The organism is Pseudomonas sp. NBB (genome assembly GCF_032701105.1).
Classification (GTDB): Bacteria; Pseudomonadota; Gammaproteobacteria; order Pseudomonadales; family Pseudomonadaceae; genus Aquipseudomonas; species Aquipseudomonas asiatica.
On sequence record NZ_CP103994.1, the window covers coordinates 1,224,659 to 1,245,758 of the forward strand.

A 21,100-nucleotide genomic window follows, 5' to 3' on the forward strand; every position below is an offset into this window, starting at 1 on the left:
CGCGGGTGAACCCGCTCCCACAGAGGCCCGGTACCACCCCGCGCAGATGCCTGCCCCTGGAGCGGCCATGAGTTACAGAGACCGTGAAGCTTGTGCGGTCCCTGTAGGAGCGGGTTTACCCGCGAAGCAGGCACCGCGGTGCATGGCACCGGCTTCGCCGGTGTTCGCGGGTGAACCCGCTCCTACAGATGCCCAGTTCCACCCCGCGCAGATGCCTGCCCCTGGAGCGGCCATGAGTTACAGAGACCGTGAAGCTTGCGCGGTCCCTGTAGGAGCGGGTTTACCCGCGAAGCAGGCACCGCGGTGCATGGCACCGGCTTCGCCGGTGTTCGCGGGTGAACCCGCTCCTACAGATGCCCAGTTCCACCCCGCGCAGATGCCTGCCCCTGGAGCAGCCGTGAGTTGCAGAGATCGTGAAGCTTGTGCGGTCCCTGTAGGAGCGGGTTTACCCGCGAAGCAGGCAACGCGGTGGATGGCACCGGCTTCGCCGGTGTTCGCGGGTGAACCCGCTCCCACAGAGGCCCGGTACCACCCCGCGCAGATGCGTGCCCCTGGAGCGGCCATGAGTTACAGAGACCGTGAAGCTTGCGCGGTCCCTGTAGGAGCGGGTTTGCCCGCGAAGCAGGCACCGCGGTGGATGGCACCGGCTGCGCCGGTGTTCGCGGGCGCGCCCGCTCCCACAGAGGCCCGGTTCCACCCCGCGCAGATGCCTGCCCCTGAAGCGGCCATGAGTTACAGAGACCGTGAAGCTTGTGCGGTCCCTGTAGAAGCGGGTTTACCCGCGAAGCAGGCACCGCGGTGCATGGCACCGGCTGCGCCGGTGTTCGCGGGCGCGCCCGCTCCCACAGAGACCCAGTTTCACCCCCCGCGCAGATGTCTACCCACGAGGCACCGCCAGGCCGGCCTTACCCTGATCGAGCTGATGGTCGCCCTGGCACTTACCGCCGTACTCGGCATCATGCTCGCCGCCCTGGTCAACGGCTGGCTCAAGGTTCGCGAACGCCTGCAGGTCACCACGCAGGAAACCTCGGTGCTGGACTTCTGCCTGGCCTTGGAGCGTCGCTTCGATAGCCCGGTAATGCGCCGGGTCTACGACCAGCGCCTGCCCTTGGCCAGCCGCTGGCTGGACTGGCAACCGGCAAGCAACCAGTTGCTCTGGGTCGCCAGCACCGGCATGCCGGAAGCCGAGGGCGGCTCGCGCCTGCAGCGCCAGCGCCTGCGCTTCGAGGCCCGCGAGCAGCGCCTGCTGCTGGAAAGCTCGGCCGACCTCTATGCCGCCGCCGCCCCACGCTGGGTCCAGCGCGAGCGGCTCGACCGGGTCAGCGCCATGAATGTTCTTTATTACCAGGGCGGCCGCTGGCTGGCCTGGCCTTCCGACCAACCTGCGCACCCCGGCCGTGGCGTGCGTCTGGAACTGCAGCGTGACGGAGCACCCTATGTCTGCACCTTCGCCCTCCCGTGGGGGCGCTCATGAAGTTTGAATGGCGGCGGCGCAGCCCGGCTCAGTCGTGGCTGTTGCTGCGACCGGGCGTTGTCTGGCACTGGGCGCTTGCCGAGGGTGGCCTTGTGCAACGCCATGGGCAGGGCGAGCCCCCGGCGAACCTGCAAGCCCGTGTGGCGTTGATCCTGCCTGCCGAGACCTGCAGCTACTTCCGCGTGCCGGCACCGCCCGGGCTCAAGCGTGAAGAATGGCCGCTGTTGCTCGAAGACCGTTTGCTGCAGGCAGTCGACGAGGTGGCATGCGCCTGCCTGGCCCGCGAGCCTGGCCATCTTCGGTTACTGGTAGTGGCCCGTCAGCAACTGGACGACTGGCGCGGGCAGTGCGCCGAATGGGGCTTGCAGGTGGCACGTTGCTGGGCAGAACTACAGTTGCTGCCGCCCCCCGAGGCGGGACATGCCTGGCAATGGCAGCGCACACCCGGCATGTATTTGTACAAAGGGCTGGCCGAAGGCGGGCAGGAGCACTGGCTGGCCTGGCCGGATGCACTGGGCGAGGTGCCACGGCAACCGTGGGCGGAGCTGCAAAAGGTTTCGCTGAGCGGCGACTGGCCCAGTACGCTGGCACCGCTCGATTCATTGCCCGGCCTGTTCGAGCGTACCCGCAAGGTGCGTTCGCTGCCGGTGGTGTCCCGGCTGCAGCAACGGTTGCTTGCGGCCTGCCTGGTACTGGCTGCCGTCTGGGGCGGGCTGTGGTTGAGCAAGCAGTGGGCCCAGGCGCAACTCTGGCGCAGCCAGGTCATCGCCGTGACCGGTGAGCAGGCCAGCCCCCGGCACGCCGCGCAGGCCCTCAAACGCCTGCGCGAAAGTGAATTGCAACAGCAGCTGCGCACGCGCCAGCTCGAAGACCTGCAGGCTGCGTTGCAGGCCTGGCTGCGTGACCACCCCGGCTGGCGCCTGCAAGCGGTGCGCTTCGATGGCCAGCGCTGGCACTTGCGGCTGGAAGGCGAGGGCGGTGCGCCGCCATGGAGCGACATGGCGACAGCCGCCGGGGCCTCTGTCCAGGTGCAGGACGGCCAAGTGGTGTTCGACCTGGGAGCAGCCTCATGAACCGGGACTGGATACAGCGTCACCGTTTGAAGTTCGCCTGGCTACTGATTGCTGTTTTGCTGGCCTTCCTGTCCCTGCGCGCAGGCCTTGAGCAATGGCGCGAGCTCAGCCAGTGGCGCGGGCTGGCCGAACAGGCGGCCAGCCTTCAAGGCGGCCCGGGGTTGAGCCTGGAGCGGCTACGCCAGTCGGCCCAGGCGCGGCAGATCGAACTGGCCGAGGTCGATGCGCAGGGCAAGACCTGGCAACTGCGTGGGCAGGTGGCCGACGAGCGAGTGCTGCAGGGCTGGTTGCAGACCCTGCGTGCAGAAGGCGTACAGCCATTGCAGTGGGGGCTGGAACAGCATGAAAAGAGATTGCGCTTCGACCTGGTGGTGCGGCCATGAGCCGAAGAAGTGTGGCGTGGGTGCTGTTGGTATTCACCGTGACATTGCTGGTGGAACTACCGGCTAGCTGGGTGGTGCGCGGGATAGGCCTGCCTGCGCGTGAGGTCAGCGGCAGCCTGTGGCAAGGCCAGGCGCAGCAACTGGGGCCGGTCGGGCCATTGCGTTGGGTGGTGCAGCCCTGGCGCATGCAGGCGAACGCGCAGCTCGGCTTCCAGAGCCAGGCCTGGCAGTTGCGCGCCGAAGGCTGGCCATGGCGTTGGCGGCTGGAGGCGACGGCCATGGGGGCCCAGGCGACGGTGGCGACGGATTACCGTTTGGCCGGCCAGTGGCAGGGCACGTTGCGGGTGCAGGGGGCAGGGCGGCAATGCCGTGCCAGCGAAGGCCGCATGACGGTAACCGACCTTGCCCTGAGCGAGCCTTGGTCACTGGGCTTGGGGCAGGGCTGGCTGGAAATGGACTGCCGCAGCGGCTGGCACCTGCGCGGGCAGTTGGCGCAGCAGGGGCAGCATCAGTTGGCCGTGGATGCTGACCTGCCCGCGCGCCGGGCGCAGGTGGTGGTCGAGTTGCAGCCGGAGGCGGCGCTGACGCCTTTGCTGCGTGGGGTGCAGTGGCTTGGACCGCAGGCGCTGGCAGGGCAGCGGGATTTGCGCTGGTAGACAGGTGTTATCGCCGGCAAGCTGGCTTGCCGCTCCTACAACCAATCAACTGTCTGGCCCAAATGCTAAAAGAGGGCACGAAGCCCGTGCCCTCCAGCGCGGCGCCTGCCTCAGTTTTTCTTGCCCTGCACACTCGAAGCCCACTGCTCACTGCGATTGTGCCCACTGGTCCTCAACAACCCCAGGTCCAGTGCATTTTCCCCATCCGCCGCACCCTTGCCCTTGGCCATTTCGGCCACCGCGGTGCCCAGGTCCACTGGCGAGTTGGACGCATCGATCGACACATCCCGGCGATAGTCGTTACCGCTCAGTGTTTCCCGGCTAACCGAGTTGGCGTCGAGTACCACATCGCCTTTGGCCGACTGCAAGCGTGCCCCCACCAGCTGAGCTTTGCCACCAACCTGCAGGTCGATGCCGTCGCTACCTTTGAGCGTGGCCTGCTGGCCTACGCTGTCGCGCTGCACGTGCGACACGTCGAGGCTGAAAGTGGGCGACAGCCCCGGGTCTGCCTTGCTCAGGGCGGAGCCAGCTTTTTCATTCACCTTGCTCCCCAGCGGCCCTGCCACCGAAGTGGCCGCGTTGACGTAGCCCCGCGGGTTTTTCTCCTGGCTCAGGCGGGCATCGCCTTTCACGCTCAGGGTATCGACGCTGTCCTTGCGGCTGGCGATACGCAGGTCGCCATCGATCATTCCCTTGATATGCCCAGCTTCCACGGTGGTGCCTTCGAGGCGGGTATCGCCGCGGCTTTGCAAGTCGATGCGCTCGGCGCGCAGGTCGCTGGCATTCCAGGTGAGGTTGTCGCGCTTGTCGAGCTCCACTTTGACGCGGCCATGCAGGCCGCGAGTATCGAGCGCGCCCTTGGCCATGTCGAAGCCGGCCCCGGCGGTGATGTCGAGGTTGTCACGTCGCTCCTGGCTGGATGACGCTTCCACCAGCATGCCCCCATTCGATGCGTCGAGGGTTATTTGTTCGGCCGAAGCCTGCAGGCCCTCAAGGTGCAGGGCGACATTCTCGCGGGCGCTGCTGCCCAGGGTCACTGTGCCGTTGCTTGCGAACAGGGCATTCACCGCCTGGCGTGCCTCTTCATCCTGCTTGCCGTGGCTGAAGTGGCCTCCGATGGCACCGCCCTTGGTGTCGCCAGCCTTGACCGCCAGCTCCACGCCGCCGCCCATCTTGGCGCCGGTAGCGTTCTGGGTATCGCTGGCCGCCTTGACCTGCAGCCGGCCGCCGCTTTGCAGTTGAATGTCGCCGGTCTTGGCCTCACGGCTGCCAATGCGGGTGCCTTCGAGCAACAGGTCGCCGCCACTGCTCAGTTGTACCTGGCCCTTGGCGTCGATCTGCGCCACCTGGGCCTTGCGCTGTGTGCTCTGGTTCTGGCCATGGTCGAGGTAGCCCCGGCCATCGACGCCGGTGCTGCCCGGGCGGTTGCCGACCTTGGCCCAGGCATTGCCGTCGAGCTGGCGTGACTGCTGTTCGACCTGGTCGGTTGCCTGGGGCAATGTCAGCGAACCGGCACTGCTCATGACCACGCTGCCTTCACCGCCATCGATACGCGTCCCTTCATAATGGCCTGAGCTGCCCAGTTGCACCTGGATGCCCTGTTGCCCATACAGGCTGCCGGGTACGGCGCTGCTGGTGCTGTCCTTTTTGTCCAGCGAGCCGCCTTTGCCGGCGGCGCGTACATTGAGGTCTTCGCCGGTGCTGGTGTCCAGGCGAACATCGCCGCCGTAGGCCAGGCGTTGCACGGTATTTTCCTGGGTGTTCTCGGCCGCCTGCATCTGGTGTTGTCGGGCCTCGATCTGCAGCTTGCCGGCGTTGGCGCGCCAGGCGGTGCCTTGGTCGGTGATGTTGTCGGCCTTGACTTCGACCTTGGCTCCGGACAACTCGCTCACCTGGGCAAAGCCGCGGCGCTGGTTTTCCAGGCGCTTGAGGTGGTCCACGGTCATGTCGGCGCCGACACTGGGCGGCGCCATGGCGTCTTCGGGGGAGGCTTGCTGGAAGCGTGCGGCTTCTTCGCCCAGCACCAGGCGTTCGATGGGGCGGGTAAGGTCGCGATACTCGACACTGGCGCCGAGGCTGCCCGACCAGTCGTCACGGCTTTGTTCACGTTCCTCGGTATCCTGCACCGCGCGGTTGTCGATGCGTTTGGCCGTTACCTGCAGAGTGTTGCCAGCCTTGACGCGTGCGGCCTCGGTGACCAGTTCATCGCCTTTGAGCTTCAGGTCGCCGCTGGCCTGCAATGTGCTGCGTTGCGCCTTGCTGTCGCGTTCAGTCTGCACCTGGCGGTTGTGATGGCCTTCGAACAAGCTGCCCAGCCGGTCGATGCCGCCGGTCACCGTCAAGCCGCCGCCACTCTGGGTGGTGCTGGTGGTGGTGTCGTGGTCATTGCGGGTTGCCCCCAGGGTCACCTTTTGGGCCTGCACATCGAGGTCGCCTGCGGCGGCTTTCACCGTGGAACCGTTGACTTGCAGGTGAGCCCTGCTGCCAAGGCTCACCGAGGCGCCCTCGAGCTCACTGGCGACCTGGCTGCTGGTGCGCTGCCTGCTGCTGGTGGTGGCGACGTCATAGGCAATGCCGGCCGAATACTGGCGGGACTCGGGCTTGCCATCCTCGGCCTCCTGGGTCTGCTTGGCGCTGGCAGTGAAACCACGTTGCTGGTTACGGGTTTCGCGCTCGTCAACCCCTTGTGCGCTGGTAATCAGCAGGTCGCCCTTGGCCTCTACCTGCAGGTGCTCGCCCGCTACGACCTTGGCCCCCTGGATGCGCATTTCCTCGGCGCTGGCCAGGCGCAAATTGGTGGCCGAGCTGACGTCGCTGGTAAGCACCTGTTGCGTACGTTCGGTGTTCTCGCGGTCGCTGCCAATCAGGCCGAACAGCTTGCTGTCGCTGGTACGGTCGGTAGAGGTGGTTCGACCATGGTCGGCTTCGATGGCCAGTGAACCTTTTGTGCTGTAGAGCACCGAGTCCTCCTTGCCGAACACGGTACTGCCCTTGATGGCTACCTGGTCAGCTGTCACGGTAAGCTTGCCATCCGCCGTGACACTGCTGCCGGCAACGGCCTGGCCTTCGCTGTCGTTACCCTTGCGGTCGCCAAAGAAGGTGCCGGATACCAGGTCGCCGCGATAGTCGCGCCGGGTACCGCGCTGCTGCAGGGCGGTGGTACCGATGTTTGCCTCCTTGGCTTCGATCGCCATGTCGCCGCGGCTGTGCAGGCTGCTCCCCTTCACATCGACAGTATTCTTGGCCTTGAGCGTCATGCGCTGGGCCTGGAGCGCACTGCCTTGTGCGGTTTCCTTGTACTGGTCGGTATCACTGTCACCGCGCCACAAGTCCTTGCGGTGGCGAACCTGCTCTTCGGTGTGCTGGCTGTCGATGCCGGCAGCGATGGCCAGGTTGGCGCCGCTGTCGAGGGTCAGCTCATTGCCAGCATCCACCTTGGCAGCCACCAGGCGCATGTCGTCAGCGGATTGCAGCAGCACGCTGTCCTTGCCTTGCAAGCGGCTGCCCTGTTGCTGCTGCTGGGTGGTGGTAGTTTCGCGGTTGTAGGTTTCGCGGGTGACGAACAGGAACTTCTTGTTCCAGCTGTCGCTGTCGCGCTCGATGTTCTCGCGGGTTGTGGCATCCAGAGTGAGCTTCTTGCCCGCCTTGGCCTCGATTCGCCGAGCCTGCCCATCGACGGCTTCGAGTGTCAGGTCATCGGCAGCGGTCAGCCGCAGATCGCCCTGTTCGCTATGCAGTTCGACGGGGCTGTCGGCCTTGCCGCTGACCTGCAGGGCGCCGGCCGACTGGATGTCGACCCCGTCGATGCCAAGCAGCTGCGATGCCCCCACACGCACACCAGCACCTTCTGCGGTGCTCACCACGCGAATGCGCCCGGCGCGCATGGCACCGAACAGGCTGGCATCGATGCTGGAAGGGGTGCCGGGCAGGTGCTCGACAATTTCGCCGCTGCTGCTGTCGATACGGTTGCGACCCACTGTGATATCGATGGAGTTGCGCGCCATCAGCAGCCCTTTGCTGTCCACGCGCGGGGCAATCAGCTCGAGGGCGCCGTTGGGGTTTCGCTGGCCGCCCTCGAGCACTTGCAGGGTACCGCTGGCGTTGAGCGTGTCGAGGTACTTCAGTTGCTGGCCCTCGAACTCGGGGGTACCCACCACGAAGCCGGCGCGTGTGGTGTTGATGAAACTGCCGCCGTTGAGGGTGATGCCATTGGGGTTGGCCAGTATGTAGTCGGCCGGGCGGCCGAAGATTTCCTGCGGCCCTTCGATCAGCGAGGCGTTGCGGCTGACCACCTCGTTGAGGATGGTCGAGGCGGCCTGGCCCTGGAATTGCGGGTTGGCCGCCAGGGCACCGGCCAGTTCCGACTGCCCGGCCTGGGTGGCATTGTTCAGCACCAATCCTGAACGGTCGACGTTGTAGTCGAGGAACTGGTTGTGCGACAGCCCGTTGGCGTTTGGCGCGACAATATCGATGACCGGGACGCCGTGGCCGTCGTTGATGACCGGTGTACCACCGGGGCCGCTGGTTGCTGCCAGGCCGCCCTGGGCCAGTGCGGCGCCGGGCCCGAGCAGGGCGAGGAAGATGGCCCAGCGCAAGGTATCTGGGCGGGAAGACGACTGCGAGAGTGTTTGCATGTTCTCGTTCTCTTTGTTGTGGGTGAATCAGATGTTCAGGGCCAGTTCCACTACCCAGAAACCGGGTTCCAGCAGCGGGCGGGGCGAGTCGCTGGCGTACAGTGCCCGTTGGTAGCCCAGGCGCAGGTGGCTGCCGGGCAGGCTCAGTTCGGCACCGGCAGTGGCCCCGGCGAGGCGTTGTGAAGGCTTGCCTTCGGCAGTGCGGGTCCAGCCCAGGTCCAGGCCGATGTAGGGGCGTACCTGCAGGGGAGCCGTCCAGCGCTCCGGCAGCGGCTGACTGACGGTGTTGCGCCAGACGGCGCTGCTGGCACCTGAGTAGGTACGCAGGCGAAACCCGCGCACGGCCGAATCGTCGCTGGCCAGCAACTGCTCGACGGCGGGTAGCGGGTCACTGCTGTATTGCAGAGCCAGTTCGCTCTGCCAGCGCCATGGGTGGCTGGCCGGGCCCTGGCGCAGGTGCAGCAGGTTGGCGCGGTACTTGCGAAAATCCGGGCGCAGGCGTTCCGCTCCCAGCGGTGAGCGGTCGGCGCCGAAGGCATCGACGCCCTGGGCGACACCGAGGTAGCCATTCCACAGGCCGCCCTGGAGCCACAGCAGGTTGATACCCGCTTCCAAGGAGACCAGGGTGGGGCTCTGCTGGACGATCACCGCGCCCGCGCTGCGGTTGACCATCTGCTTGCGGTCCAGCCGGGCGCTGGCGCTGAGCATGCCTTGCTGGTTGCGCCACAGCACCCGCTCGACGCTCAGGCCCTGGTAGCTGCTGCTGCCGTCGGCTACCTGGCGGCTGTGGGGGAGCGGCGCCTCGTAGCGCAGCTCGCTGGCGCTGAGCGCGAAGGTCCAGGCGCCGTAGGGGATGCTGTAGTACAGCGAGATGCCTTGGCTTTGCCCGGGCGCATCAAGCACCGTGCCGTACAGCGACAGGCGCAGGTCATCATTGAGGCCCAGCGGGCTGTCCAGGCCGAAGCCTAAGTTCAGGCGATGACGCCCGGTCAGGTCGCTGCCGCGGTTGTCGAAGCGGCTGTCCAAGTGCCCGCGCGAGGCCACCTTGCGCGGCTGCACGACAACCCGGGTGCCGCCCTGCAGTTCGCCGGGCAGCAACTCTGCGGACAGGTCATAAGCGCGCAGCCGGTTGAGCTGGTCGAGGCCTTGCTCCAGGGCTGGCAGGAACAGTGGCTGCCCGAGCAGGCCGGGAAACGCGCCGGGGAGCGACAGGGGCAACTCGGGGCCGGCCATTTCGATGGACTCGACGAACCCCTCGACGATGACCAGATTCAGCGGTGCGCCGTTTTGTGGAGGTTGCTGCAGGTAGGGCCGGCTGGTCGGGTATCCGGCTTGCACATAGCGCTGGGTGATGGCTTTCAGCAGCCCGTTGATTTCCGCGATACCCATGCACGGGGTAATGAACCTGCGGAGGGTTGGCGTTAGCGCCGAGTCGGAAAGCTCGCGGTTGCCGGCCACGCGTACGCCGGTGATGGCCCAGCAGCGCTGGTCGTGCGGGAGGGGGGCGGTGGTGTCGTGGCTTTCAGCCGGGGCGGGCTGGCGCTGCCAGCGTTCCAGGCGCTGTTGCTGTTCCAGCTGTCGCAGCCCGCGCTGCTGATCGCGCAGTTGCTGGCTGGCCGGGTCGTCGGCCAACGCCTGTGGTGCGGCCAGCAAACCTGACAGGCAGCAGGTGAGCGCCCAGCAGGTGGCGCGATGAATGTGGAACGGCATTGAAGCACCCCGCAAATGATGTACGGATTTCGTACTCGTCTGCGTGGATGCTAAAAATTAAGGGGTTCGCCTGGATGCAGTACCCGGCCTAAGCGCTTGTAGGGCGCGTTCTTGCCTGATGGTGGGAAGCTTCCTACAGCATCAGTTGAAAGGCCCGCTATCAGGGCCGAATTTCGATCAACGTGCCATCCCGCACCAGGTCCCACACTTCCTGCATGTCGCGGTTACGCATGGCAATACACCCATCCGTCCAGTCCAGGGTGTGGAAGTACCACTCCGGATACTCGTCGTTGATCGGCGTGCCATGGATCATGATCATGCTGCCGGCACTCACCCCTTCACGAGTGGCACGGGCCGCGTCGTTGATGTTCGGGTAGTTGATGTGTATGGCCAGGTTGAAACGGTCGCTTTGCTTACGCCAGTCCAGCCAGTAAAGGCCCTCGGGGGTTTTCTTGTCGCCTTCGCGCTCCTTGGCACCCTTTGGCTGCTTGCCCAGCGAGATGCGGTAGGTCTTCAGCGGTTCGCCACGGCTGATCAGTTGCAGACGGCGCTCGGACTTGATCACCAGCACCTTGTCGATCAGCGGTTGCATGGCCTGCTGCGAAGGCGACGGGGTTTGCACTGCCGGCTGGGGCTTGCGGATGATGGTCTCGGTGAAGGCCGCCTGGGACACCGAGGTAACGCAAAGGCAGAAAAGGGCAAGCAACCAGCGCATGTAACGGTATCCCTGAAGGCTTCTAGGTGGTGGGCGAGACGTTCATCGGCGGCAGGTATTCATGGCCTATGGGGTAGTGCTGCCCGATGCGATCGCGATAGTAGCATTCTAGTGTGCGAGTGACGGTGCGGAAAGCCAGCTCGCCCCACGGAATCTCATGTTCCTCGAACAGCCGCACCTCCAGGCTTTCGACACCGACAGCGAAATCAAGGTCCGCAAGCTCGGCGCGGAAGAACACGTGCACCTGGTTGATGTGTGGCAGGTCGAACAGCTGGTACAGGCTCATGCTGCCGACCCGGGCGCAGGCCTCCTCGACGGTTTCGCGACGGGCGGCCTGGTCCAGGGTTTCGCCGTTTTCCATGAAACCGGCGGGCAGGGTCCAGAAGCCGCGGCGTGGCTCGATGGCGCGCCGGCACAGCAACACCTGGCTGCCCCAGGTCGGCAACACGCCGGCGACGATGTTGGGGTTCTGGTAGTGGATGGTCTGGCAAACCCCGCAGACATACCGCAGGCGGCTGTCGCCCTCGGGGATCCGCTGAGTGACCGGCTGGCCGCACGCGCTGCAGAATTTCATGTGTCGTTCCTTTTGCTTCGGGCTATCTTGGCGCGCCGGCCGTGCCGTCGCAAGCGCACGGGGCTTGGGTGCTTCGCGCCTTTGGTGCATCATGCAAGGCAGGCCTTGGATATGAGCGTGCGCAATGCTGGACGAGCTACTTCGCCGAATGAGCAACCACCAACCCGCATCACTGGAAACCGACCGGCGGTTCCCCGAAGCGGCGGTCCTCTTGCCCATTACCCGCAGCGAAGCGCCCGAGCTGGTCCTGACCCTGCGCGCCAAGGGCCTGTCCACCCACGGCGGCGAAGTGGCCTTTCCCGGTGGCCGCCGCGACCCGGAAGACCCGGACCTGGTGTTCACCGCGCTACGTGAAGCCGAAGAAGAAATCGGCCTGCCACCAGGCCTGGTGGAAGTGATCGGCCCGCTCAGCCCGCTGATTTCGCTGCACGGCCTGAAAGTGACGCCATTCGTCGGGCTCATCCCCGATTTTGTCGAATACCGTGCCAATGATGCCGAGATCGCGGCAGTATTCACCGTGCCGCTGGAATTCTTCCGCCAGGACCCGCGCGACCATACCCATCGTATCGATTACCAGGGGCGCAGCTGGTATGTGCCCAGCTATCGCTATGGCGAATACAAGATCTGGGGGTTGTCGGCGATCATGATCGTCGAACTGGTCAACCTGCTGTTCGATGCCGGCATCAGCCTGCACCAGCCCCCGGAGCGTTACATCGAAAACTGAGCGGGGCCAACCCCGTCCTCTGCATTGCAGCCTGAGGAGCAAGCATGAAATACCGCCTGGGCGACCTGCGGGTCGAGAGCCACCCCACCAGTTGGGCCGCACCCAACGCCACGCTGATCGGCAAGGTGCGCCTGCAGGCCGATGCCAGCGTGTGGTTTGGCGCGGTGCTGCGCGGGGACAACGAGCTGATCGACATTGGCGAAGGCAGCAACGTGCAGGATGGCACGGTGATGCACACTGACATGGGCTCGCCGCTGACCCTGGGCAAGGGCGTGACCGTTGGCCACAACGCCATGCTGCATGGTTGCACGGTGGGCGACTACAGCCTGGTTGGTATCAATGCGGTGATCCTTAATGGCGCGCGCATCGGCAAGCATTGCATCATTGGCGCCAATGCGCTGATTGCAGAAGGCAAGGAGATCCCCGACGGTTCGCTGGTGGTGGGTTCGCCGGGCAAGGTGGTGCGCGAGCTGACCGAACAGCAGAAACGCATGCTCGAAGCCAGTGCCGCGCATTACGTGCACAATGCCCAGCGTTATGCACGGGAGTTGGTGGTTGATGATGAGTGATGTAGTGGAGCGCCCGGTAGCCTCGCCGTGCGTGAGTATCTGTGCGTTGGACGAGCAGGATATCTGCACAGGTTGCCAGCGAACCGTGGCCGAGATCGGCCGCTGGGGGCGGATGGACAACGACGAACGCCGGGCGGTGCTCAAACTTTGCCATGAAAGGGCAGTAGAGGCCGGCCTCATCCTGTAGGGCTGACTCGCCCCCCCTGTGGGAGCGGGTTCACCCGCGAACACCGGCGCAGCCGGTGCCATCCACCGTGTTGGATTCTTCGCGGGTGAACCCGCTCCCACAGGTACTGCGCAGCCCTCGAACCTGAAGCTGTACCTTTGAGAGCGGGTTTACCCGCGAACCAGCCAGCGGTAATCTGTGCGGCTTGCCCACAGACTACCCGCCATGTTCTATCTGATTGCCTACATCAGCAGCGTAGTGCTGATCAACTACGCCTTCTCCAGCGCGCCACACCTGGACATCATCTGGTCCGCCTGGGGCGGCCTGGTGTTCATCCTGCGCGACATGGTGCAAACCCGCTTCGGCCATGGCGCTCTGGTCGCCATGCTGGCGGCGCTGGTGCTGTCCTACGTCACCTCGGAACCGGCCATAGCCCTGGCCAGCGCCACCGCCTTCTTCATTTCCGAACTTATCGACTGGCTGGTGTTCAGCATCACCCGCCGACCGCTGCGCGACCGCCTGTGGCTGAGCTCGGCGCTGAGCATCCCGATCGACACCTTCATCTTCTTCGGCATGATCGGTGCCCTGACCCCAGCCGTGATCGGCACCGCCATGGCCTCGAAATTCGCTGGTGTCACCGCCGTGTGGCTGGCCATGGCATTTCGCGCCCGGCGGGCCGCCGTGGCGGGTTGATGGTGTAGAATAGCGCTCCTTTTTCAGCGGGCGGCGCCAAGCCTGGTGCGGCCCCGGACGCCTTCGAGGACCTGAAATGACCCGTATCGGAACCCCCTTGTCGCCCACCGCGACCCGTGTACTGCTCTGCGGCTGTGGCGAGCTGGGCAAGGAAGTGGTGATCGAGCTGCAGCGCCTGGGCGTCGAAGTGATCGCCGTCGACCGCTACGCCAATGCCCCGGCAATGCAGGTGGCGCACCGCAGCCACGTGGTCAACATGCTCGATGGCGTGGCCCTGCGCGCGGTGATCGAGGCCGAGAAGCCGCACTACATCGTCCCTGAAATCGAAGCCATCGCCACCGCCACCTTGGTCGAGCTGGAAAACGAAGGTTTCAACGTGGTGCCGACCGCCCGCGCCACCCAGCTCACCATGAACCGTGAAGGCATCCGCCGCCTGGCCGCCGAAGAGCTGGACCTGCCAACCTCGCCGTACCACTTCGCCGACACCTACGAAGACTACGCCAAGGCCGTGGCCGATGTCGGCTACCCGTGCGTGGTCAAACCGGTGATGAGCTCGTCGGGCAAGGGCCAGAGCCTGCTGCGCAGCGATGCCGACTTGCAGAAGTCGTGGGCCTACGCCCAGGAAGGCGGCCGCGCCGGCAAAGGCCGGGTCATCGTCGAGGGCTTCATCGACTTCGAATACGAAATCACCCTGCTGACCGTGCGCCACGTCGGTGGCACCACCTTCCTCGAGCCAGTCGGCCACCGCCAGGAGAAGGGTGACTACCAGGAATCGTGGCAGCCGCAGGCCATGAGCCCGAAGGCGCTGGCCGAATCGCAGCGGGTGGCCAAGGCGGTCACCGATGCCCTGGGCGGTCGTGGCCTGTTTGGCGTGGAACTGTTCGTGAAGGGCGACCAGGTGTGGTTCAGCGAAGTCTCGCCACGCCCGCATGACACCGGCCTGGTGACCCTGATTTCCCAGGACCTGTCGCAGTTTGCCCTGCATGCCCGTGCCATTCTTGGCCTGCCGATTCCGGTAGTGCGCCAGTTCGGCCCTTCTGCTTCGGCGGTGATCTTGCCCGAGGGGCAGTCGCAGCAGACCAGCTTTGCCAACCTGGGTGCGGCGCTGAGCGAGCCGGATACCGCCATTCGCCTGTTCGGCAAGCCGGAAATCAACGGTACCCGCCGCATGGGCGTGTGCCTGGCGCGTGATGAGTCGGTCGAAGCGGCGCGTGCCAAGGCGACCCGTGCTTCGCAGGCGGTCAAGGTCGAGTTCTGATCCGATTGGGGCCGCGTTGCAGCCCTTCGCGGGCACGCCCGCTCCCACAGGTTTCGGCGCTACCCCTGTGGGAGCGGGCGTGCCCGCGAAGGGCCGCAACGCGGCCCCAATTACTTACAGCTGCGTATTGCGGGTCTCTTTCAGGCACAGCACGGCAATCAAGCTGATCAACGCCGCCACCGACACATAACCCCCCACCCAGCTCAACCCACCCATGCTCACCAGCTTCTGGGCAAAGAACGGTGCCGCCGATGCGCCGACGATGCCGCCCAGGTTATAGGCCGCCGAAGCGCCGGTATAACGCACGTGGGTCGGGAACAGTTCAGGCAGCAGTGCCCCCATCGGCGCAAAAGTCACGCCCATCAGGAACAATTCGATGGCCAGGAACAGCGCCACACCTGCGGTCGACCCCGAAGTCAGCAGCGGCCCCATGGTAAAGCCCGAGGCCACTGCCAGCAGGCCGCCGACGATCAGCACCGGTTTGCGCCCGTAGCGGTCGCTGAGCCAGGCCGACAGTGGTGTGGCCAGGGCCATGAACACCACCGCGAAGCACAGCAGGCCAAGGAACGTTTCGCGGCTGTAGCCCAGCGTGGTCACGCCATAGCTCAGCGAGAACACCGTGGAGATGTAGAACAGCGCGTAGCACACCACCATCGCCGCTGCGCCCAGCAGGGTCGGCAGCCAGTATCTGGAAAACAGGTCGACCACCGGCATTTTCACCCGCTCGTGGCGGGCGACGGCCTTGGCGAACACCGGGCTTTCTTCCAGCTTCAGGCGCACATACAGGCCCACCAGGACCAGCGCGGCGCTGAGCAGGAACGGAATGCGCCAGCCCCACTCGCGGAACTGCTCGTCGCTGAGCACCAGGGCCAGGGTCAGGAACAGGCCGTTGGCGGCCAAAAAGCCGATCGACGGGCCCAGCTGCGGGAACATGCCGAACCAGGCGCGCTTGCCTTCGGGCGCGTTCTCGGTGGCCAGCAAGGCCGCGCCACCCCATTCGCCACCCAGCCCCAGGCCTTGGCCAAAGCGCAGCAGGCAGAGGATGATCGGCGCCCATACACCAATGCTTTCATATCCTGGCAGCACACCGATGGCCGTGGTGGACACGCCCATCAGCAGCAGCGAGGCGACCAGGGTCGACTTGCGGCCGATACGGTCGCCAAAGTGGCCGAACAGTGCCGAGCCTAGCGGGCGCGCCAGGAAGGCGATACCGAAGGTGAGGAAGGCCGCCAGCATCTGCGCGGTGCCTGACCCGGACGGGAAGAACACCGGGCCGATCACCAGGGCGGCGGCAGTGGCGTAGACGTAGAAATCGTAGAACTCGATGGCGGTGCCGATGAAGCTGGCGGTGGCCACCCGCGCGGGCGAGTTGACCGGCGCGGCAGGCGCTTCGGCATAGGTGCTGCTGGTTGTCATTGAATAGGTCCCTGACAGTCTGGTCCGGCTCCATTGGGATAAGCCCCGCGGCGTGCAATGCAAAAGGGCAGGCACGGTGGCGCGGGCGCCGGAGCGTTTTGTTGTTGTGTGCGCCCGACTGACGATAGCCCAAGGGGGATAGGGGCGGGGGCGGGCACTGTTCGGGGTGTTGAAGCAGGACCGCGGGGCGTGTCAGTGGAGCGGACTGGCCGTGGAGCGCCGGATGCGGGTAGCAGGCGGGACGGCGGGGCTGGGTAAGCGTGACCCGAGTATAGCTATCGGGTCACGGTCCACACCAGTACCTTGCTGGCACAATTGTCCTCTGTTTCGAGGATTTCCAGGCGATAGCGGCCGATCTTCAGGCAAACGGCGCTTTCCGGGATACTTTCCAGCGCTTCGGTGACCAGCCCGTTGAGGGTTTTCGGCCCGCCGTCGCAGGGCAGGTGCCAGCCCAGACTGCGGTTGATTTCACGCAGCGAAGCGGTGCCGTCAATGACGAAAGTGCCATCGGGCTGTGGGTGCACGTGGGGGTTGTCCAGGCTGTGTTCATCCTCGAACTCGCCAACGATCTCTTCGAGGATGTCTTCCAGGGTGACGATGCCCAGCACCTCGCCGTATTCGTCCACCACCACGCCCAGGCGGCGCTGCTGCTTGTGGAAGTTCAGCAGCTGCATTTGCAGGGGCGTGCTCTCGGGTACGAAATAGGGCTCGTAGCAGGCGCCGAGCAGCATCTCCAGGGTCAGCTCGGCCTTGGGCAGCAGGTGGCTGATCAGCTTGGTATTGAGGATTGCTTCAACCTGGTTGATGTCGCTGTGGTACACCGGCAGGCGGGTGTGGCGGCTGACGATCAGTTGCTCGATGATGCGCTCGATCGGCTCGTCGAGGCTGATGCCGTCCACTTCGTTGCGCGGTACCAGGATGTCGTTGACGGTCATCTTGTCCAGTGACTGCAGGCCGTCGAGCAGGCCGTGGCGCGGTGCTTCGTGTTCCTCATCCTCGTCGAATTCGTCGGCTTCCTGCGGGTGCAGGGCCACGGCCGTGGGTTGCACGCGGAACGGACGCAGGATCAGCTTGGCCATGCCATCCAGCAGGCAGGCCAGCGGTTGCAGCAGGACGAGGGGCACTTTCAGCAGGCTGGTGCCGAGGCTGACGAACGCTTGCGGGTTGCGCCGGGCCAGGCGCCGCGGCAGGTATTCGGCAAACACCAGCAGGACGAGGGTGGCGGCCAACCCGGCCAGCCAGAAGCCGTGCTCGCCGCTATGGCGCTGGCCGAGCAGGCAGGCCAGGCCCAGCACCAGCAGCTTGCCCAGGCTGGCGCACAGCACCAGGGCCTGGGCCGGCAGCACGGGCTGGCCGTCCTCGCCGGTGCGCAGCGTGCCATTGAGTTGCAGGCGGGCGGCGTCCACCGCGGTGAACAGCGCCGACCACAACAGGGCCAGTGCCAGGGTGCCGAATAGCGGTGCGTACGGCAGGGTATCCATGGGCGGCCGTCAGATATGCAGGATGAATTCGCGGACCAGCTTGCTGCCGAAATAGGCCAGCATCAGCAGGCAGAAACCGGCCAGCGTCCAGCGGATGGCCTTGTGGCCACGCCAGCCCAGCCGGGTGCGGCCCCACAGCAGCACGCTGAACACCACCCAGGCGATACAGGCCAGCAGGGTCTTGTGTACCAGGTGCTGGGCGAACAGGTTGTCGAGGAACAGCCAGCCGGAGATCAGCGACAGCGACAGCAGGCACCAGCCAGCCCAGAGGAAGCCGAACAGCAGGCTTTCCATGGTTTGCAGCGGCGGGAAGTTGCGGATCAGCCCGGACGGGTGCTTGTTCTTGAGTTGGCGGTCCTGCAGCAGCAACAGCAGGGCCTGGAACACCGCAATGGTGAACAGCCCATAGGCCAGGATCGACAGCAGGATATGCGCGAGGATACCCGGCTCTTCGTTGACCAGCGGCACCGTGCCGGGGGGCGCGAACTGGGCCAGCAGCGCGGTCACCGCGCCCAGCGGGAACAGCAGCACCAACAGGTTTTCCACGGGTATGCGCAAGCAGGCCAGCAGGGTCAGGGCGATGACCGCCACGGCGATCAGGCTGGCGGCACTGAAGAAGTCCAGGCTCAGGCCCAGCGGGGTGATCAGCTGGAAGAACAGCGCACCGGCCTGGGCGAGTACCGCGAAGGCACCCAGCAGGGCAAGCAGGCGCTTGTCGGCCTTGCGGTTCTGGGCAAGGTAAGAGCCCTGGTAGATGGCCGCAGCTATATATAGGCCGGCGGCGATCAGGTTGGGGATGAGGCTGGGTGAGGAGAACATAAGTCCTGGTTGGCGAGCCTTAAAGAGACGGAGTTTGGCATAGATCGCGCTGGTCTAGGAAGACTGGCAGACTGCGGTGCGGCATTCGCGGGCGCGCCCGCTCCCACAGGGATCGCGCCGCTCTTCAGGATGGTGATGTTCCTGTGGGAGCGGGTTCACCCGCGAAGAGGCCGGCACAGCCACCGAATATCTACCCGGCCGCCAGCAAGGTGTGCGCCGCCGCCGCACTTCGCTATAATCGCCGCCTTGCTGTGCCCGGCGGGTATGCATTCCCCCCTGGGCGCCTGACAAACCTCGGCTTTTACTGGGCCTGAAAGGATCACCATGTTCGAAAACCTGACCGACCGCCTGTCACAGACGCTGCGCCATGTCACCGGCAAGGCCAAGCTGACCGAAGACAACATCAAGGACACGCTGCGCGAAGTGCGCATGGCCCTGCTCGAGGCCGACGTTGCCCTGCCGGTGGTCAAGGATTTCGTCAACAGCGTCAAGGACCGTGCAGTCGGCACCGAAGTGTCGCGCAGCCTGACCCCAGGCCAGGCGTTCGTGAAGATCGTCCAGGCCGAGCTGGAAAGCCTGATGGGCGCGGCCAACGAAGACCTCGCACTGAACGCCGCTCCGCCAGCCGTGGTGTTGATGGCCGGCTTGCAGGGCGCCGGTAAGACGACCACCGCCGGCAAGCTGGCGCGCTTCCTCAAGGAGCGCAAGAAAAAGAGCGTGATGGTGGTGTCCGCCGACGTCTACCGCCCGGCGGCGATCAAGCAGCTGGAAACCCTGGCCAACGACATCGGCGTAACCTTCTTCCCGTCCGACATCAGCCAGAAGCCGGTGGCCATCGCTGAAGCGGCCATCCGCGAAGCCAAGCTGAAGTTCATCGACGTGGTCATCGTCGACACCGCCGGCCGTCTGCACATCGACGCCGACATGATGGACGAGATCAAGGCGTTGCATGCCGCGGTCAAGCCGATCGAGACCCTGTTCGTGGTCGACGCCATGACCGGCCAGGACGCCGCCAACACCGCCAAGGCCTTTGGCGAGGCGCTGCCGCTGACCGGCGTGGTGCTGACCAAGGTCGACGGTGACGCCCGTGGTGGTGCCGCGCTGTCGGTGCGTGCCATCACCGGCAAGCCGATCAAGTTCATCGGTATGGGCGAGAAGACCGAAGCCCTCGAACCGTTCCACCCCGACCGCGTCGCCTCGCGCATCCTCGGCATGGGTGACGTGCTCAGCCTGATCGAGCAGGCCGAGCAGAACATCGACAAGGCCAAGGCCGACAAGCTGGCCAAGAAGCTGAAGAAGGGCAAGGGCTTCGATCTCGAAGACTTCCGTGACCAGCTGCAGCAGATGAAGAACATGGGCGGCCTCGGCGGCCTGATGGACAAGCTGCCGAGCATCGGCGGGGTCAACCTGTCGCAGATGGGCAACGCCCAGGGCGCCGCCGAGAAGCAGTTCAAGCAGATGGAAGCGATCATCAACTCCATGACCCCGGCCGAGCGCCGTGATCCGGAGCTGATCAGCGGCTCGCGCAAGCGCCGCATCGCCATCGGTTCCGGCACCCAAGTGCAGGACGTCGGCCGCCTGATCAAACAGCACAAGCAAATGCAGAAGATGATGAAGAAATTCTCCGCCAAGGGCGGCATGGCCAAGATGATGCGCGGCCTGGGCGGGATGCTGCCGGGCGGCGGCATGCCGAAGCTGTAAACCCTATTCCGGGGGCCTGCCGTTTGTCCGGCAGGCGCCCAGAACCCCCGCCGTGGCGGGGCAATGGCCGCGGATTTCGCGGCTCAACCGGCAGATCTGGACGGCAGGGCAGGGCCTTGCCGAAAAAGTCATTTGCAAATGTCCGTGTATTCCCCGAGAATATGCGGCCTTTTGGGCACCCGTGTGCCTATTTGGCATTCAGATTTGCAGTACCAGCTGCTGTATCAACTGCAGCACCGACTATAGGAACGATGTTCACATGGTAACCATTCGTCTGGCCCGTGGCGGCTCGAAAAAGCGCCCATTCTACCACCTGACCGTGACCAACTCGCGTAACGCCCGTGACGGCCGTTTCGTTGAGCGCGTAGGTTTCTTCAACCCGATCGCTGCTGGCGCCGAAGTCAAGCTGTCGGTCAACCAAGAGCGCGTCAACTACTGGCTGAGCCAGGGTGCACAGCCGTCTGAGCGCGTTGCTCAGCTGCTGAAGGACGCTGCCAAGGCTGCTGCCTGAGTAGTATGAACGCGACGCCAGAAAAGGCTGACGACCTCATCGTCGTTGGCAAGATTTTTTCGGTTCACGGCGTTCGCGGCGAGGTGAAGGTGTATTCCTTTACCGATCCGATTGAAAACCTGTTGGATTATCCGCGCTGGACGCTTCGGCACGAAGGCAAGGTAAAGCAGGTCGAGCTGGTCAACGGTCGTGGCTCCCAGAAGGGCCTGGTCGTGAAGCTGAAAGGCCTCGATGATCGCGATGAAGCCCGTCTTCTGAGCGGTTACGAAATCTGCATTCCGCGGAGCCTTTTGCCCAACCTGGCTGCTGACGAGTACTACTGGTACCAGTTGGTCGGCCTCAAGGTCATCAACCAGGACGAACAACTGTTCGGCAAGGTCGATCACCTGTTGGAGACCGGTGCGAACGATGTAATGGTGGTCAAGCCCTGCGCAGGCAGCCTGGATGATCGCGAGCGTCTGTTGCCCTATACGGCGCAATGCGTGCTCGACGTCGACCTGGAAGCAGGCGTGATGCGGGTTGAATGGGACGCGGACTTCTAAA

19 protein-coding genes are annotated in these 21,100 nt (G+C 65.0%); 12 read left to right on the plus strand and 7 right to left on the minus strand.

All coding sequences use genetic code 11. The annotated features are described in order from the left end of the window. Window positions 1-922: 922 nt before the first annotated feature. The 4 genes from NY023_RS05630 to NY023_RS05645 are packed head-to-tail and all read left to right on the plus strand — an operon-like array spanning window position 923 to window position 3,586. On the plus strand, window positions 923-1,474 hold the full coding sequence (locus NY023_RS05630; RefSeq protein WP_049798430.1) for a type II secretion pathway protein XcpW: 552 nt from the start codon (window positions 923-925) through the stop codon (window positions 1,472-1,474). Continuing rightward, window positions 1,471-2,547 (plus strand): type II secretion system protein GspL, encoded by a 1,077-nt coding sequence (gene gspL, locus NY023_RS05635; RefSeq protein ID WP_013971174.1) that lies wholly within the window; start codon window positions 1,471-1,473, stop codon window positions 2,545-2,547. Before NY023_RS05630 ends, gspL begins: the two co-directional genes overlap by 4 nt. Further along, entirely contained in the window at window positions 2,544-2,930 is a 387-nt protein-coding gene (gene gspM / locus NY023_RS05640) for a type II secretion system protein GspM (RefSeq protein WP_023663552.1), read from the plus strand. Before gspL ends, gspM begins: the two co-directional genes overlap by 4 nt. Next, entirely contained in the window at window positions 2,927-3,586 is a 660-nt protein-coding gene (locus tag NY023_RS05645; protein ID WP_024086381.1) for a type II secretion pathway protein GspN, read from the plus strand. The genes gspM and NY023_RS05645 overlap by 4 nt, the downstream gene beginning before the upstream one ends. A gap of 110 nt (window positions 3,587-3,696) precedes the next feature. On the opposite strand, the gene NY023_RS05650 is transcribed toward NY023_RS05645, so the two are convergent. From NY023_RS05650 to NY023_RS05665, 4 genes are all read right to left on the minus strand, one after another. Further along, window positions 3,697-8,220, minus strand: a complete 4,524-nt coding sequence (locus tag NY023_RS05650; RefSeq protein WP_038408935.1) for a hemagglutinin repeat-containing protein — start codon at window positions 8,218-8,220, stop codon at window positions 3,697-3,699. A gap of 27 nt (window positions 8,221-8,247) precedes the next feature. Beyond that, window positions 8,248-9,930, minus strand: a complete 1,683-nt coding sequence (locus NY023_RS05655; RefSeq protein WP_013971178.1) for a ShlB/FhaC/HecB family hemolysin secretion/activation protein — start codon at window positions 9,928-9,930, stop codon at window positions 8,248-8,250. Window positions 9,931-10,090: 160 nt separating this feature from the next. Further along, the gene (locus NY023_RS05660; protein ID WP_013971179.1) at window positions 10,091-10,645 is read right to left on the minus strand and encodes a murein L,D-transpeptidase family protein; all 555 of its coding nucleotides are present in this window, start codon (window positions 10,643-10,645) and stop codon (window positions 10,091-10,093) included. Window positions 10,646-10,667: 22 nt separating this feature from the next. Then, window positions 10,668-11,219 (minus strand): NUDIX hydrolase, encoded by a 552-nt coding sequence (locus NY023_RS05665; protein WP_013971180.1) that lies wholly within the window; start codon window positions 11,217-11,219, stop codon window positions 10,668-10,670. Between the two features lie 124 nt (window positions 11,220-11,343). Here NY023_RS05665 and NY023_RS05670 point away from each other — a divergent pair, with 124 nt between their 5' ends. The 5 genes from NY023_RS05670 (at window position 11,344) to purT (ending at window position 14,629) form a co-directional block, all read left to right on the plus strand. Next, on the plus strand, window positions 11,344-11,943 hold the full coding sequence (locus NY023_RS05670; RefSeq protein WP_003252125.1) for a CoA pyrophosphatase: 600 nt from the start codon (window positions 11,344-11,346) through the stop codon (window positions 11,941-11,943). A 44-nt stretch (window positions 11,944-11,987) separates the two neighbouring features. After that, window positions 11,988-12,512 (plus strand): gamma carbonic anhydrase family protein, encoded by a 525-nt coding sequence (locus tag NY023_RS05675; RefSeq protein WP_013971182.1) that lies wholly within the window; start codon window positions 11,988-11,990, stop codon window positions 12,510-12,512. After that, window positions 12,502-12,699 (plus strand): DUF1289 domain-containing protein, encoded by a 198-nt coding sequence (locus NY023_RS05680; protein ID WP_013971183.1) that lies wholly within the window; start codon window positions 12,502-12,504, stop codon window positions 12,697-12,699. The genes NY023_RS05675 and NY023_RS05680 overlap by 11 nt, the downstream gene beginning before the upstream one ends. 204 nt (window positions 12,700-12,903) lie before the next feature. Next, complete coding sequence (locus tag NY023_RS05685) at window positions 12,904-13,371, plus strand: VUT family protein (RefSeq protein WP_013971184.1); 468 nt, start codon at window positions 12,904-12,906, stop codon at window positions 13,369-13,371. A 76-nt stretch (window positions 13,372-13,447) separates the two neighbouring features. Then, entirely contained in the window at window positions 13,448-14,629 is a 1,182-nt protein-coding gene (purT, locus tag NY023_RS05690; RefSeq protein ID WP_013971185.1) for a formate-dependent phosphoribosylglycinamide formyltransferase, read from the plus strand. A 114-nt stretch (window positions 14,630-14,743) separates the two neighbouring features. Here the strand turns inward: purT and NY023_RS05695 are convergent, their stop codons facing one another. The 3 genes from NY023_RS05695 to NY023_RS05705 form a co-directional block, all read right to left on the minus strand. After that, window positions 14,744-16,045: an MFS transporter gene (locus NY023_RS05695; protein WP_013971186.1), complete on the minus strand. Its 1,302-nt coding sequence runs from the start codon at window positions 16,043-16,045 to the stop codon at window positions 14,744-14,746. A 275-nt stretch (window positions 16,046-16,320) separates the two neighbouring features. Then, window positions 16,321-17,526, minus strand: a complete 1,206-nt coding sequence (locus tag NY023_RS05700; RefSeq protein WP_013971187.1) for a transporter associated domain-containing protein — start codon at window positions 17,524-17,526, stop codon at window positions 16,321-16,323. Between the two features lie 9 nt (window positions 17,527-17,535). Then, a complete protein-coding gene (locus NY023_RS05705) occupies window positions 17,536-18,345 on the minus strand; it encodes an inner membrane protein YpjD (RefSeq protein ID WP_013971188.1) in 810 nt (269 codons plus the stop codon). 324 nt (window positions 18,346-18,669) lie between these two features. Here NY023_RS05705 and ffh point away from each other — a divergent pair, with 324 nt between their 5' ends. The 3 genes from ffh (at window position 18,670) to rimM (ending at window position 21,099) form a co-directional block, all read left to right on the plus strand. After that, the gene (gene ffh / locus NY023_RS05710; protein ID WP_013971189.1) at window positions 18,670-20,046 is read left to right on the plus strand and encodes a signal recognition particle protein; all 1,377 of its coding nucleotides are present in this window, start codon (window positions 18,670-18,672) and stop codon (window positions 20,044-20,046) included. Window positions 20,047-20,305: 259 nt separating this feature from the next. Then, window positions 20,306-20,557 (plus strand): 30S ribosomal protein S16, encoded by a 252-nt coding sequence (gene rpsP / locus NY023_RS05715; protein ID WP_003259424.1) that lies wholly within the window; start codon window positions 20,306-20,308, stop codon window positions 20,555-20,557. A 5-nt stretch (window positions 20,558-20,562) separates the two neighbouring features. Next, window positions 20,563-21,099: a ribosome maturation factor RimM gene (gene rimM / locus NY023_RS05720; RefSeq protein ID WP_013971190.1), complete on the plus strand. Its 537-nt coding sequence runs from the start codon at window positions 20,563-20,565 to the stop codon at window positions 21,097-21,099. Window position 21,100 lies beyond the last annotated feature (1 nt).

Excerpts from the sequence above, each read along its gene's own strand:
- NY023_RS05655 (WP_013971178.1), bottom strand. The coding sequence starts at position 9,930 with ATGCCGTTCCACATTCATCGCGCCACCTGCTGGGCGCTCACCTGCTGC.
- NY023_RS05645 (WP_024086381.1), top strand. The coding sequence starts at position 2,927 with ATGAGCCGAAGAAGTGTGGCGTGGGTGCTGTTGGTATTCACCGTGACA.
- NY023_RS05700 (WP_013971187.1), bottom strand. The coding sequence starts at position 17,526 with ATGGATACCCTGCCGTACGCACCGCTATTCGGCACCCTGGCACTGGCC.
- NY023_RS05650 (WP_038408935.1), bottom strand. The coding sequence starts at position 8,220 with ATGCAAACACTCTCGCAGTCGTCTTCCCGCCCAGATACCTTGCGCTGG.
- NY023_RS05680 (WP_013971183.1), top strand. The coding sequence starts at position 12,502 with ATGATGAGTGATGTAGTGGAGCGCCCGGTAGCCTCGCCGTGCGTGAGT.
- rpsP (WP_003259424.1), top strand. The coding sequence starts at position 20,306 with ATGGTAACCATTCGTCTGGCCCGTGGCGGCTCGAAAAAGCGCCCATTC.
- gspM (WP_023663552.1), top strand. The coding sequence starts at position 2,544 with ATGAACCGGGACTGGATACAGCGTCACCGTTTGAAGTTCGCCTGGCTA.
- gspL (WP_013971174.1), top strand. The coding sequence starts at position 1,471 with ATGAAGTTTGAATGGCGGCGGCGCAGCCCGGCTCAGTCGTGGCTGTTG.
- rimM (WP_013971190.1), top strand. The coding sequence starts at position 20,563 with ATGAACGCGACGCCAGAAAAGGCTGACGACCTCATCGTCGTTGGCAAG.
- purT (WP_013971185.1), top strand. The coding sequence starts at position 13,448 with ATGACCCGTATCGGAACCCCCTTGTCGCCCACCGCGACCCGTGTACTG.
- NY023_RS05660 (WP_013971179.1), bottom strand. The coding sequence starts at position 10,645 with ATGCGCTGGTTGCTTGCCCTTTTCTGCCTTTGCGTTACCTCGGTGTCC.
- NY023_RS05670 (WP_003252125.1), top strand. The coding sequence starts at position 11,344 with ATGCTGGACGAGCTACTTCGCCGAATGAGCAACCACCAACCCGCATCA.
- NY023_RS05665 (WP_013971180.1), bottom strand. The coding sequence starts at position 11,219 with ATGAAATTCTGCAGCGCGTGCGGCCAGCCGGTCACTCAGCGGATCCCC.
- ffh (WP_013971189.1), top strand. The coding sequence starts at position 18,670 with ATGTTCGAAAACCTGACCGACCGCCTGTCACAGACGCTGCGCCATGTC.
- NY023_RS05630 (WP_049798430.1), top strand. The coding sequence starts at position 923 with ATGGTCGCCCTGGCACTTACCGCCGTACTCGGCATCATGCTCGCCGCC.
- NY023_RS05675 (WP_013971182.1), top strand. The coding sequence starts at position 11,988 with ATGAAATACCGCCTGGGCGACCTGCGGGTCGAGAGCCACCCCACCAGT.
- NY023_RS05685 (WP_013971184.1), top strand. The coding sequence starts at position 12,904 with ATGTTCTATCTGATTGCCTACATCAGCAGCGTAGTGCTGATCAACTAC.
- NY023_RS05705 (WP_013971188.1), bottom strand. The coding sequence starts at position 18,345 with ATGTTCTCCTCACCCAGCCTCATCCCCAACCTGATCGCCGCCGGCCTA.
- NY023_RS05695 (WP_013971186.1), bottom strand. The coding sequence starts at position 16,045 with ATGACAACCAGCAGCACCTATGCCGAAGCGCCTGCCGCGCCGGTCAAC.